The organism is Streptomyces sp. NPDC005566, assembly GCF_040605575.1.
In the GTDB taxonomy this organism is placed as follows: Bacteria; Actinomycetota; Actinomycetes; order Streptomycetales; family Streptomycetaceae; genus Streptomyces.
On the sequence record NZ_JBEXDB010000007.1, the window covers coordinates 282146 to 295180 of the forward strand.

The 13035-nt window shown below is 68.4% G+C and carries 12 protein-coding genes and 1 riboswitch; of the genes, 5 read left to right on the forward strand and 7 right to left on the reverse strand.

Annotated elements, in window-relative coordinates:
* The first annotated feature begins 54 nt into the window (after positions 1 to 54).
* From ABZS61_RS13885 to ABZS61_RS13895, 3 genes are all read left to right on the forward strand, one after another.
* Positions 55 to 1047: a hypothetical protein gene (locus ABZS61_RS13885; RefSeq protein WP_356419162.1), complete on the forward strand. Its 993-nt coding sequence runs from the start codon at positions 55 to 57 to the stop codon at positions 1045 to 1047.
* 81 nt (positions 1048 to 1128) lie between these two features.
* Entirely contained in the window at positions 1129 to 1767 is a 639-nt protein-coding gene (gene def, locus ABZS61_RS13890; RefSeq protein ID WP_356419165.1) for a peptide deformylase, read from the forward strand.
* A gap of 169 nt (positions 1768 to 1936) precedes the next feature.
* On the forward strand, positions 1937 to 2674 hold the full coding sequence (locus ABZS61_RS13895; protein WP_356419168.1) for a D-Ala-D-Ala carboxypeptidase family metallohydrolase: 738 nt from the start codon (positions 1937 to 1939) through the stop codon (positions 2672 to 2674).
* 72 nt (positions 2675 to 2746) lie between these two features.
* On the opposite strand, the gene ABZS61_RS13900 is transcribed toward ABZS61_RS13895, so the two are convergent.
* Positions 2747 to 3721, reverse strand: a complete 975-nt coding sequence (locus tag ABZS61_RS13900; protein ID WP_356419171.1) for a helix-turn-helix domain-containing protein — start codon at positions 3719 to 3721, stop codon at positions 2747 to 2749.
* A gap of 81 nt (positions 3722 to 3802) precedes the next feature.
* On the opposite strand from ABZS61_RS13900, the gene ABZS61_RS13905 reads away from it, so the two are divergent.
* On the forward strand, positions 3803 to 4015 hold the full coding sequence (locus ABZS61_RS13905) for a hypothetical protein (RefSeq protein ID WP_356419174.1): 213 nt from the start codon (positions 3803 to 3805) through the stop codon (positions 4013 to 4015).
* 16 nt (positions 4016 to 4031) lie between these two features.
* Here ABZS61_RS13905 and ABZS61_RS13910 read toward each other — a convergent pair whose 3' ends face one another.
* The 6 genes from ABZS61_RS13910 to ABZS61_RS13935 all read right to left on the reverse strand — a co-directional run bounded on the left by ABZS61_RS13910 (position 4032) and on the right by ABZS61_RS13935 (position 11356).
* Positions 4032 to 5048, reverse strand: coding sequence for a ribonucleotide-diphosphate reductase subunit beta (locus tag ABZS61_RS13910; protein ID WP_356419178.1), 1017 nt, complete (start codon positions 5046 to 5048; stop codon positions 4032 to 4034).
* On the reverse strand, positions 5048 to 7453 hold the full coding sequence (locus ABZS61_RS13915) for a ribonucleoside-diphosphate reductase subunit alpha (protein ID WP_356419181.1): 2406 nt from the start codon (positions 7451 to 7453) through the stop codon (positions 5048 to 5050). The genes ABZS61_RS13910 and ABZS61_RS13915 overlap by 1 nt, the downstream gene beginning before the upstream one ends.
* Before the next feature lie 137 nt (positions 7454 to 7590).
* A riboswitch (cobalamin riboswitch) is annotated at positions 7591 to 7722 on the reverse strand.
* Between the two features lie 45 nt (positions 7723 to 7767).
* Positions 7768 to 8268: a GNAT family N-acetyltransferase gene (locus ABZS61_RS13920; protein WP_356419184.1), complete on the reverse strand. Its 501-nt coding sequence runs from the start codon at positions 8266 to 8268 to the stop codon at positions 7768 to 7770.
* Between the two features lie 184 nt (positions 8269 to 8452).
* The gene (mctP, locus tag ABZS61_RS13925) at positions 8453 to 10159 is read right to left on the reverse strand and encodes a monocarboxylate uptake permease MctP (RefSeq protein ID WP_356419187.1); all 1707 of its coding nucleotides are present in this window, start codon (positions 10157 to 10159) and stop codon (positions 8453 to 8455) included.
* A complete protein-coding gene (locus ABZS61_RS13930; protein ID WP_356419190.1) occupies positions 10156 to 10410 on the reverse strand; it encodes a DUF3311 domain-containing protein in 255 nt (84 codons plus the stop codon). Before ABZS61_RS13930 ends, mctP begins: the two co-directional genes overlap by 4 nt.
* A gap of 181 nt (positions 10411 to 10591) precedes the next feature.
* Positions 10592 to 11356, reverse strand: coding sequence for a GntR family transcriptional regulator (locus ABZS61_RS13935; RefSeq protein ID WP_356419418.1), 765 nt, complete (start codon positions 11354 to 11356; stop codon positions 10592 to 10594).
* A gap of 285 nt (positions 11357 to 11641) precedes the next feature.
* Between ABZS61_RS13935 and ABZS61_RS13940 the strand changes: the two genes are divergently transcribed.
* Positions 11642 to 12940 (forward strand): sugar ABC transporter substrate-binding protein, encoded by a 1299-nt coding sequence (locus tag ABZS61_RS13940; protein WP_356419192.1) that lies wholly within the window; start codon positions 11642 to 11644, stop codon positions 12938 to 12940.
* Positions 12941 to 13035 lie beyond the last annotated feature (95 nt).

A 13035-nucleotide genomic window follows, 5' to 3' on the forward strand; every position in this document is an offset into this window, starting at 1 on the left:
TGGATGCGAAGGAGAGCGGAAAACGAGGGTGTCCAGTCGGGACAGGCGGGAATCGTGAGGATCTTCGGGAAGGTACGGCATCGGCCATCCGCCTCTTGGCGGCAGGCCACGGACCGCGCGTTCACGCTGATCGGCGACGGCCGGTACGAGGACGCGGGGGCGCTGCTGACGCGCGCGGCGGATCTGGAGCCCTGGCTCTCGGAGTCCTGGTTCAATCTGGCGCTGCTGCACAAGTTCCGCCACGACTGGGAACAGGCCAGAGCGGCGGGCCTGCGTGCCGTCGCCCTGCTCGACAGGGAGTCCGGTGCCCCCGACTGGTGGAACGTCGGGATCGCGGCCACCGCGCTGCAGGACTGGCCCCTGGCACGCCGGGCCTGGCAGGCGTACGGCCTGAAGGTGCCGGGCAGCGGCCAGTACAACGCGGCGGCCAACACCGAGCCGACGGGCATGGAGCTGGGCAGCGCGGCGGTACGGCTTTCGCCCGAGGGCGAGGCCGAGGTCGTCTGGGGCCGCAGGCTCGATCCCGCGCGGATGGAAGTGCTGTCGATCCCGCTGCCGTCCTCGGGCCGGCGCTGGGGCGAGGTCGTCCTGCACGACGGGGTCCCGCACGGCGAGCGGATCACGGCGGCAGGCCCGTCCTACCCCGTGTTCGACGAGATCGAGCTGTGGGCGCCCTCTCCCGTACCCACCTGGGTGGTGCTCCTGGAAGCCGCCGAGGAGGCCGACCGCGACGCGCTGGAGCAGCTCGCGTCCGATGCCGGGTTCGCGGCGGAGGACTGGTCGTCCTCCGTTCGGCTCCTGTGCCGGGCCTGTTCGGAGAGCCCGATGGAGAGCGACGAGGGCGACGGGGAGCACCTGGACCCGCACGACCACAGCGAACCGGGCCACCCGGGCCCACTGGGTCACCGTACGGCGGGCGACCTCTGGGTTCCGGAGCGTGAGTGCGGGATAGCGGCGCCGGCCGGGCTCGTGCGCGGGCTGCTGGACAGCTGGGTCGCGGACAGTCCGGACAGCCGTGAGTGGCGCGATCTGGAAGAAGTCTGCTGACCGGTGCCCGTAGGCTGTACGGGCACCGATTCCGGTGCGGTTCTCACTGGTTTCAGGTTTGCAGGAAGGCGTACGGCGGACATGTCGCAGCAGGAGACGGACGAGCAGGTCGGCGTGGACGACGAGGGATTCCTCGTGGACACCGAGGACTGTGAGGCGCGCGAGGCGGCGTACCGCGAGCGCGGCACCTCCCGTCCGATCACGGTCGTGGGCAATCCGGTGCTCCACAAGGAGTGCAGAGACGTCACGGAGTTCGGCGACGAGCTCGCACAGCTGATCGACGACATGTTCGCCAGCCAGCGGACGGCCGAGGGCGTGGGCCTGGCCGCCAACCAGATCGGTGTGGACCTCAAGGTCTTCGTCTACGACTGCCCGGACGACGACGGCGTGCGGCACGTCGGTGCGATCTGCAACCCGGTGCTCGAGGAGCTGGCGCCGGAGGAGCGCATCCTCGACGACTCCAACGAGGGCTGCCTCTCGGTCCCGACGGCGTACGCCGCACTGGCCCGCCCGGACTACGCGGTGGTGCGCGGCCAGGATGCCCAGGGCAACGCGGTGAAGGTGCGGGGCAGCGGGTACTTCGCACGCTGCCTCCAGCACGAGACGGACCACCTGTACGGGTACCTGTACATCGACCGGCTCTCGAAGCGGGACCGCAAGGACGCGCTTCGACAGATGGAAGAGGGCACGCCGCGCTACGAGGTCGTCGCGAACGGCTGAGCCGTCCCCCGGGTCGTGGCCCTGCTGCCGGTGAGCCGGCGGCAGGGCCTTCTTCTTTGCCCGGCAGCTGGTGTTCAACTGTCAACCAGTGTTTCTCCAGGGGTAGTTGACGCGCGTCGACTCGTCCGACAGGCTCACCCCTACACCTCACCGTGGTTGGGAGAACCCCATGATCAGACGTACCGCACATCTACTGCTCGGACTTGTCATGACCATGGCCTTCGCTGTGGGCGGGGCCATCGTCACCGCAGGCCCCGCGCAGGCCGACGGCTGTTACACGTGGACCCGCACACTGTCGTCCGGAGCCTCCGGAGCCGACGTCACCCAGCTCCAGATCCGGGTGTCCGGCTACCCGGGATACAACTCCGTACTCGCCATCGACGGCTCGTACGGCCCCGCGACCACGGCCGCCGTCAAGCGCTTCCAGTCGGCCTACGGCCTCGCCGCGGACGGCATCGCGGGACCGGCCACGCAGTCCAAGCTCTACGCGCTCCAGGACGACGACTGCACCCCGATCCACTTCACCTACCCCGAGCTCAACAAGTGCAACAGCACCTGGGCCGGCGGGGCGGTGGCCGCCGGCACCGCCAAGGCCAACGCGCTGAGCTCCATGTGGAAGCTGGAGGCACTGCGGCACGCACTCGGTGACCAGTCCATCCGTGTCACCAGCGGCTTCCGGTCGACCTCCTGCAACTCCGCGGTCGGCGGGGCGACGAACAGCCGTCATCTGTACGGTGACGCGGTCGACCTCGGCTCCGGACCGCACTCGCTGTGCACCATCGCCCAGCAGGCCCGCAACCACGGGTTCAACGGGATCCTCGGCCCGGGCTACGCCGGGCACAGCGACCACATCCACGTGAACCAGGGGCCGAGCCACTTCTGGTCGGCCTCCCAGTGCGGCATCTGATCGCACACGCACCGCTGCCGTGCCCCGTCCGGGAACGAGTCATCTCCCGGGCGGGGCACCGCCGTTCGCGGCTCAGGCCGCGTCGATCACGGCCGCGGGACCCCGGAAGGTGCGGCGGTAGGCGTTCGGCGTCGTTCCCAGCGAGCGCACGAACTGATGACGCAGCGCCGCAGCGTTCCCGAAGCCGGTCCGCCCGGCGATCGTGTCCATGGTCTCGTCCGAAGTCTCCAGTAGGTGCTGCGCCAGCAGCACGCGCTGCCGCAGCAGCCAGCGGTACGGGGTGGTGCCCGTCTCCTGCTGGAAGCGGCGCGCGAACGTGCGGGGCGACATGTGCGACTGCGCGGCCAGCTGCTCGACGGTCATCTCCTGGTCGAGGTGGGCCTCCATCCAGGCGAGCGTGTCCCCGACCGTGTCGCACCGGGTGCGGGGCAGCGGGCGCTTGATGTACTGGGCCTGGCCGCCGTCCCGGTGCGGCGGCACCACCATGCGGCGGGCGATGGCGTTGGCGACGGCCGGCCCGTGCGCCTGGCGGACCAGGTGCAGACAGGCGTCGATCCCCGCCGCCGTGCCCGCCGACGAGATGACCGGGCCCTCGTCCACATAGAGAACGTCCGGCTCCACGATCGCCTTCGGGAAGCGACGGGCCAGTTCCGCCGCATGGCGCCAGTGGGTGGTGCAGCGGCGGCCGTCCAGCAGTCCGGCCGCACCGAGGACGTACGCGCCGGAGCAGACGCTCAGCACCCGCGCTCCCCGCTCGACGGCCCGGCGCAGGGCGTCCAGGACCTCCTCGGGGTACTCCCGCTCCATGAAGTGGCTGCCCGCCGGCACGGCGATGAGGTCGGCCTCCTCCAGCCGGTCCAGCCCGTACGGCGTGCTGATGGTGAACCCGGCGTGCGTCCGCAGGACCGGGCCCTCGGCGGAGACGACCGCGAAGTCGTGGACCGGCAGCCCCTCGTCGGAGCGGTCGAGTCCGAACACCTCGCACAGCACGCCGAGTTCGAACGGGTGGACCTCGTCGAGCAGCAGAGCGGCGACATTCTTCAGCATGCCGACAGTGTGGCAGTAATTCGATGCTCTATGACAGTCCTGCCACTGACCGAATCCGCTCTCACGGACGACAGTGGAGCCATGAACACATTCCTGAGCTACCTGGCCACAGCCGCACTCCTCGCCTTCGTCCTGCTGCCCGCGCTCGCCGGGCTCGCACGGGAGCGCCGGATCGACCGCGAGCTGCGGGACGCGCAACGGCGGCGGACCGCGCAGCCCCCGGAAACGGCAGGCGCCGCGCAGCCGGTCACGGCCACGCGGCGCCCGTTCGCCGGAAGTCCGGCGACGACCTGAGGTCTTGCGTCGGACCCTAGAAGTCGTCGTCGAAGCCGACCGAGCCCTCCACCGCCACCTGGTACGCGGAGGGCCGGCGCTCGAAGAAGTTCGTCAGCTCCTGGACGCCCTGCAGTTCCATGAACGAGAAGGGGTTCTCGGAGCCGTAGAGCGGCGGGAAACCGAGCCGGGTGAGCCGCTGGTCGGCGACACACTCCAGGTACTGGCGCATCGACTCCGTGTTCATGCCGGGCAGGCCCTCGCCGCACAGGTCGCGGCCGAACTGCAGCTCCGCCTCGACGGCCTCCTTCAGCATGTCGGTGACCTGCTGCCGGAGGGCGTCGTCGAAGAGCTCCGGCTCCTCCTTGCGGACGGTGTCCACGACCTCGAAGGCGAAGTTCATGTGCATCGTCTCGTCACGGAACACCCAGTTGGTGCCCGTGGCCAGGCCGTGCAGCAGGCCGCGTGAGCGGAACCAGTAGACGTACGCGAACGCGCCGTAGAAGAACAGCCCCTCGATGCACGCCGCGAAGCAGATCAGATTCAGCAGGAAGCGGCGGCGGTCGGCCTGCGTCTCCAGGCGGTCGAGCTTCTCGACCTCGTTGATCCACTTGAAGCAGAACTGGGCCTTCTCGCGGATGGAGGGGATCTCCTCGACCGCGTCGAACGCTGCGGCACGGTCCTCCGGATCGGGCAGATACGTGTCGAGCAGCGTCAGATAGAACTGGACGTGCACCGCCTCCTCGAACAGCTGACGCGACAGGTACAGCCGCGCCTCCGGGGAGTTGATGTGCTTGTACAGCGTCAGCACCAGGTTGTTGGAGACGATCGAGTCACCGGTCGCGAAGAACGCGACGAGCCGGCCGATCATGTGCTGCTCGCCGGGGGAGAGCTTGGCCAGATCGGAGACGTCGGAGTGGAGGTCGACCTCCTCCACCGTCCAGGTGTTCTTGATCGCGTCCCGGTAGCGCTCGTAGAAGTCCGGGTAGCGCATGGGGCGCAGAGTCAGCTCGAAGCCCGGGTCGAGCAGGTTCTTGGTGGTGTCGGAGCTCATTACTGGCAGGCCTCGCAGGACTCGGGGTTTTCGAGCGAGCAGGCGATGGCGTCCGCGTCGGGCGCCGAAGCCTGCTGTACGGGAATGGGCGCGGCGGCAGCAGCGGTCCCGGACGCCGCACGGGCGATCCGGGTCGCCGGACGCGAGCGCAGGTAGTACGTCGTCTTCAGCCCCTGCTTCCAGGCGTACGCGTACATCGAGGAGAGCTTGCCGATCGTCGGCGTCTCCAGGAACAGGTTCAGCGACTGGCTCTGGTCGAGGAACGGCGTACGGGCCGCCGCCATGTCGATCAGACCGCGCTGCGGGATCTCCCACGCCGTGCGGTACAGCGCACGCACCTCCTCGGGAATCCAGGCGAAGCCCTGCACCGAGCCGCTCGCCTCGCGCAGTGCCTCCCGGGTCCGCGCGTCCCACACGCCGAGCTTCTTCAGCTCGTCCACCAGGTAGGCGTTGACCTGGAGGAACTCCCCGCTGAGCGTCTCGCGCTTGAAGAGGTTGGAGACCTGCGGCTCGATGCACTCGTACACACCGGCGATCGAGGCGATCGTCGCCGTCGGCGCGATGGCGAGCAGCAGCGAGTTGCGCATCCCGGTCTTCGCGATCCGGCCACGCAGTGCGTCCCAGCGCTCGGGCCAGTTCAGCTCGGTGTCGTAGTGGTCGGGGTGCAGTACACCGCGGGCGGCGCGCGTCTCGGACCAGGCGGGCAGCGGGCCCGAGCGCTCCGCGAGGTCGCACGACGCCTCGTAGGCGGCCAGCATGATCCGCTCGGAGATCCTCGTGGAGAGCGCGCGGGCCTCGGGGGAGTCGAAGGGCAGCCGCAGCTGGAAGAAGACGTCCTGCAGGCCCATCGCGCCCAGGCCCACCGGGCGCCAGCGGGCGTTGGAGCGCCCGGCCTGCTCGGTCGGGTAGAAGTTGATGTCCACCACGCGGTCGAGGAAGGTCACGGCGGTACGGACCGTGGCGTCCAGCCGCTCCCAGTCCATCTCCCCGCCGACGACGAACGCGCCGAGGTTGACCGAACCCAGATTGCAGACGGCCGTCTCGCCGTCGTCGGTGACCTCGAGGATCTCCGTGCACAGGTTCGACGAGTGCACGACTCTCCCCGGCTCGGCGGTCTGGTTCGCGGTCCGGTTGGAGGCGTCCTTGAACGTCATCCAGCCCTGACCGGTCTGTGCGAGCGTCCGCATCATCCGCCCGTACAGCTCACGGGCGGGCATCGTCCTGCGGGCCAGGCCCTTGGCCTCCGCCGCACGGTACGCGGCATCGAACTCGTCGCCCCACAGGTCGACCAGCTCGGGGGTGTCGGCAGGGGAGAACAGCGACCACTCGGTGTCCGCGTCGACGCGGCGCATGAACTCGTCGGGGATCCAGTGCGCCAGATTCAGGTTGTGCGTGCGGCGCTGGTCCTCACCCGTGTTGTCCCGCAGCTCCAGGAACTCCTCGATGTCCGCGTGCCAGGTCTCCAGGTAGACGGCGGCGGCGCCCTTGCGGCGGCCCCCCTGGTTGACCGCGGCGACGGAGGCGTCGAGCGTCTTCAGGAACGGAACGATGCCGTTGGAGTGCCCGTTGGTGCCACGGATCAGCGAACCCCGGGCGCGGATCCGGGAGTACGAGAGACCGATGCCCCCGGCGTGCTTGGACAGCCGTGCCACCTGGTGGTAGCGGTCGTAGATCGAGTCGAGCTCGTCCAGCGGGGAGTCCAGCAGATAGCAGGAGGACATCTGCGGGTGCCGGGTACCGGAGTTGAACAGGGTGGGCGAGGAGGGAAGGTAGTCGAGCCGGCTCATCAGCCCGTACAGCGAGGCGACTTCGTCCAGGGCGCGCTCGGAGGTGTCCTCGGCGAGGCCCGCGGCCACCCGGAGCATGAAGTGCTGCGGGGTCTCGATGACCTGGCGGGTGAGCGGATGGCGCAGCAGGTAGCGGCTGAACAGCGTCCGGAGCCCGAAGTAGCCGAAGCGGTCGTCGGCGCCGTCGGTGAGCGCCTGCCCGGCCAGCGCGTCGAGGGCGTCCGCGTGCAGCGTGACGAACTCCGCCGTACGGTCGGCGATCAGGCCCTCGCGGTGGCCGACGGCAACCGAGGCGGAGAACGACACGGCGCCCTGGCCGGCGGCCTCGTCCGCGATGGTGCGGGTGAGGAGCCGTGCGGCGAGCCGGGAGTAGGCGGGGTCCTCGGAGATCAGGCCCGCGGCGGCCTCGGTGGCCAGCGAGCGCAGCTCGGCCTCGTCCGACCGGGCGTTGCGGCCGCGCAGCGCGGCGGCGGCGACCCGTCCCGGGTCGGTGTCGGGCAGATCGACGGTGAGGTCGGTCAGGGTCCGCAGCAGTGCGGTCCCGGGCCCGTCGGGCGTGGCGTGCGCGGACTCGGCTGAATCGACCGCTGAAACCGGATCGGCTGGCGCGATGGTCACTGGGGCTATCCCTCGCTCGGCTCGGGGCCGGCGGGAGCGGGGGCAGCCGGGCAGGACGATGCCCGGGAGAGGGGCAGCACTGCGCACGGCGTCCACCGGCCCTCCGCGAGGCCCGGACGTCGGGCGTCCGGTTCGGTCGAGCCGGACGCGCTGTCGGCAGGTCTTCGGACTTCCCGGTGCGCAGAAGCACACCGATCACACCGTTGCGGGACAGTTCCGGATTCGCACCGGATTCCCCTGCGGAGACAGCGAGCATGAGCATACATGTGGGGGCCGTCGGACATGGCAGCCCCCACATGTTGTGTCGCGCTCGGTCAGAGCTCCAGGCGGAATGTCAGGAGCGAGATGTGTTCGACGGGCTTCCAGTCCCGTTCCGGAGTGCGTACGAAGCCCAGCCGCCGGTAGATCCGATGGGCGCCGTGCATGGCCTGCTGCGTCGACAGGACGAGACCGGAGACGCCCTCCGTGGCCCGTGCCCGGTCGATGCAGGCCCGTACGAGCGCCTCGCCCGCCCCGCGTCCACGGGCCTCGCCGGAAACGGCCAGCATCCGGAACTCGGCCTCGTCCACCCCGGCGATGTCCGCCCACGGGCTGCCGGGTGCCGCGTAGGTCACACCGCCGAGCAGCGTGCCGTCACCGCCCACCGCGACGAGTACCTCCGCCTCGGCGGCCCGGCGGCCGACCGCGCGCAGTTCCGCCAGATAGGGGTCGTCGGCGCCGAAGTCCAGCAGCTCGTCGGCGAGATACGCCTCGGCGGTGATGCCGGCCAGTGCCTCGTGCTCCTGGAGGCCGACGGGCCTGATCGAGATGTCCATGGCGGGAGTCTGCATCAGGCGGAAGTGAGGGTCGAACTCCTTTACGGAGATCTGGACTCCTTCACGGCAGAACGGACTCCCCGTACGGCGAGCCGGACACCCCTCCGGCGGCCCCGAACGGAGCGGGCCGCCGCGCCCCTGGGGATGCGGCGGCCCGTTGAGGAACCGGCTTCGGAGGGTGCGGTCAGTGACCGCTGCCCGGGGCACCCACGGTGGGACCGTCGCCCGCCGTGGGATCGCCGCCCTGGGCGCCCACGGTGGCGCTGCCCGGGGCACCCACGGTGGCCGGCGGCAGCGCCGTCTTGACACCCGGGTCGCCCGCGTCCGCGGTGTAGTCGGACGGGGAGGTCTCGTCGATCCCGGCCGGTGCCTTCAGCGCGTTCAGGACGAAGGTCAGTACGACCACCACGACGACGTTCAGCACGAACGCCGTCAGACCGATGTAGCCGATCTCGCCGATGCCGGGGATCTCCTTGGAGGACCCGCCGAAGTGCTTCTGGGTCGGGCTCGCGACGCCGTACGCGGCGGCCGTGCCGTAGACCATTCCGACCGCCCAGCCCGCCAGCAGGGCCCAGCGGTGGAACCACCGGGTGAAGAGGCCGCCCACCAGGGCGGGCATCGTCTGGAGGATCCAGATCCCGCCGAGCAGCTGGAAGTTGATCGCGACCGTCTTGTCCATCGTGAGGACGAAGGCGAGCGCGCCGACCTTGACCAGGAGCGAGACCAGCTTGGAGACCTTGGTCTCCTGGGCCGGGGTCGCGTCGGGCTTGATGAAGTCCTTGTAGATATTGCGGGTGAAGAGGTTCGCCGCGGCGATCGACATGATCGCTGCGGGTACCAGTGCGCCGATCCCGATCGCGGCGAAGGCCACACCGGCGAACCAGTCGGGGAACATGTTCTCGAACAGCTGCGGAATGGCCAGCTGACCGTTGTCCACCTTCACTCCGGCGGCGATCGCCATGAAGCCGAGCAGGGCCAGCAGGCCGAGCATCAGCGAATACAACGGCAGGATCGTGGTGTTGCGCCGGATCACGTCACGGCTGCGGCTGGAGAGCGTCGCCGTGATCGAGTGCGGGTACATGAAGAGCGCCAGCGCCGAGCCCAGGGCCAGCGTGGCATAACCCCATTGGCCCATGTCGCCGGGCACGAGAGCACCGCGTGGCTTGCCCGTCGCCTCGTTCGTCTGCGCGAAGGCCTCGCCCGCCTTGGCGAAGATGTCGTCGAATCCGCCGAGTTTGATGGGGATGTAGATGATGGCCACCGCGATGACCAGATAGATCAGGCCGTCCTTGACGAACGCGATCAGCGCGGGCGCGCGCAGCCCCGAGGAGTAGGTGTACGCGGCGAGTACGGCGAACGCGATCAGCAGCGGCAGGTCCTTGATGAACCAGTGGGTGGTCTCGCCGCCGCCGACGCCCATGACGTCCAGCACGGCCTGGATGCCGACGAGCTGGAGGGCGATGTACGGCATCGTGGCGAGGATGCCGGTGACGGCGACCGCCAGCGACAGCCCCTTCGAGCCGAAGCGTCCGCGGACGAAGTCCGAGGTGGTGACGTAGCCGTGCTTGTGGGAGACCGACCAGAGCCGCGGCAGGAAGGTGAAGATCAGCGGGTAGACGAGGATCGTGTACGGGACGGCGAAGAAGCCGGCCGCGCCCGCCGCGTAGATCGCTGCGGGGACCGCGACGAAGGTGTACGCCGTGTAGAGGTCGCCGCCGAGCAGGAACCAGGTGACCCAGGTGCCGAACGACCGTCCGCCCAGGCCCCATTCGTCGAGGCTTGCCTCGTTCTCGGCCTTGCGCCAGCGCGAGGCCATGAATCCGATGACCGTGACGGCCAGGAAGAAGAAGATGAATACGGCGAGTGCGACGCCGTTCACGCCGTCCTTCATGCTGACGCACCTCCCTTGCGGGAGCGCTGGTCACGCTGCCACAGCTTGTACGCGACCATCGTGAGAGCGGTCGAGACGAACACCCAGAGCATCTGGTACCAGTAGAAGAACGGGATGCCGATAAAGGTCGGATCGACCTTCGCGTACGAACTCACCCAGAGCATCGCCACGAAGGGCGCGATAAGACAGAGGGCGATAATCACCCTTGTGGGTGTAACTGTTGGTCGTTTCGCGTCTGTATTTTCCGGCATATGGCGACTCCGTCCCCTCGCTGATCACCTGTTGTAATGCGCACGAAATCTAGGCGAGGGTTCCGGCAACCGTCACCCCCCGTCCGCATTGCGGTCCTGCAACGGTCCGGCGTCGCCCGAAATGACTGATCCCCCTGCGTCTGCAGGGGGATCAGTCATATTTCCGCATTCCGGACTGCTCTCAGTCGGTGGGCCGCTTCAGGCGGGCAACGAACTTGTAGCGGTCGCCGCGGTACACCGAGCGGACCCACTCCACCGGCTCGCCGTGTCCGTCGATCGAATGCCGGGACAGCATGAGCATCGGCAGGCCGACGTCCGTACCGAGCAGCCCTGCCTCGCGCGGGGTGGCGAGAGAGGTCTCGATGGTCTCCTCGGCCTCGGCGAGCCGGACGTCGTACACCTCCGCCAGCGCGGTGTAGAGAGAGGTGTACTTCACCAGTGAACGGCGCAGCGCGGGAAAGCGTTTGGCCGAAAGGTGGGTGGTCTCGATGGCCATGGGTTCACCGCTCGCGAGACGGAGCCGTTCGATGCGCAGCACCCGTCCGCCCGCCGTGATGTCGAGCAGCCCGGCGAGCGTGTCGTCCGCTGTGACGTAACCGATGTCCAGCAGTTGGGACGTGGGCTCCAGGCCCTGGGCGCGCATGTCCTCGGTGTACGAGGTGAGCTGCAGCGCCTGGGACACCTTCGGCTTCGCGACGAACGTGCCCTTCCCTTGGATGCGCTCCAGTCGGCCCTCGACGACCAGTTCCTGGAGGGCCTGGCGCACGGTGGTGCGCGAGGTGTCGAACTCGGCCGCCAGGGTCCGCTCGGGCGGCACCGGCGTGCCGGGTGGCAAGGTGTCGGTCATGTCGAGGAGGTGGCGCTTGAGCCGGTAATACTTCGGGACGCGCGCCGTTCGCGTACCCGCGCCGGTCTCGCTCGTACTGCTGGCCCCGTCGGCACCCATGGCCCGCCTTCCCGACTGCTGCGTTGCTGCCGTCACCGGCTCCTCCGTCTGTCGCGGCTCACATGGTGGCACGGTCCGGTCACGGGTCGTCGCCCTCCCTTAGATGTCGGTCCTATAACGGACGCGAGTGCACTTCTTATACACCCTTGACACCCCTAAAGGTCTAGGCCAAGCTCCCGGTACTGGTCTAAACCATTAAAGACCAGGTCCCAGACCCACAGGCAGTACTGGTCGTACATTCCGCGGTGGGCGGGGGGTTGCTGGTATCCCTGAGGAGGGTGTGGCATGAAGCGCAAGCTCATAGCGGCAGTAGGCGTCGCAGCGATGATGACCGGTATCGCGGCGTGTGGTGGGGACAGTGGTGACAACGCTTCGAAGGACCCCAAGGACCGTACCGAGAACCTGACGGTCTGGCTCATGGTTGACGCGCAGAGCACCTGGCCGGAGCTGGTCAAGGATGTCAACGCGCAGTTCAAGGCGAAGTATCCCAAGGTCAAGGTCAACGTCCAGTACCAGCAGTGGGCCGACAAGGCCAAGAAGCTCGACACCGCCCTCGGTGGCGACAAGTTCCCGGATGTCGTCGAGCTCGGCAACACCGAGACGATGCAGTACATCCTGAACGGCGCACTGGCCGAGATCGACCCCAAGAAATACGACAACTCGGACACCTGGATCAAGGGTCTGAAGGACACCTGCACCTTTGAGGGCAAGCAGTTCTGCGTGCCTTACTACGCCGGCGCCCGTGTCGCCATCTACAACAAGGACATGCTCAAGAAGGGCACCGGCAGCGACGTGCTGCCGCAGACCGAGGACGAGCTGCTCGCGGCCCTGGACAAGGTCCAGGCCGAGTACGGCAAGAAGGACAAGCGCTTCTCGTCCCTCTACCTGCCGGGCCGTTACTGGTACGCGGCCGCCTCCTACGTCGCGGCGTACGGCGGCTCCATCGCCGAGTACGACGAGGGTGCGAAGGAGTGGAAGGGCAACCTTTCCTCCGCCGAGTCCCAGAAGGGCATCGAGCACTTCATCAACCTGGTCAAGAAGTACAACAAGGCCGACCAGACGAAGGACGAGCAGGACCACGCCAACGTCATGGCCAACGAGAAGGCGGCCCTGCTGTACGGCAACGGCTGGGAGGCCGGGTCCGTCGTCGACGGTGCGAACAACGGCAACCCGAAGCTCAAGGACAAGATCGGAACGGCCGGCATGCCCGGCCCGAACGGCAAGGCGCTCCCGTCCTTCATCGGTGGTTCCGACCTCGCGGTGACCGCCAAGTCGAAGGTCACCGACCTGGGCCAGGAGTGGATCTCCCTCTTCACCAGTGAGAAGTCCCAGGAGGTGCTCGCCTCCAAGAACATCCTCCCGAACAACGAGAAGCAGCTCGAGCCGCTGAAGGCCAAGCCGGAGACCGCCGCCGTCGCCAACGCGGTGCCGGACGCCTGGTTCACGCCGATCGCGCCGGGCTGGACCTCGATCGAGAAGGAGGAGGTCCTGGAGAACATGCTCCTGGAGATCCTCAAGGGAGCCTCGGTCGCCGACGCCGCCAAGAAGGCCGACGGCAAGATCAACGAGCTGATCAACAAGTAGTCCCTGAGCCTTCGGCTCTCCAGGCGGGGGCCCGCGACACCGGGTCCCCGCCCCCTTTCTTTCGTAGGTAGAGAACGCCGTGATTTCCGGGTGCG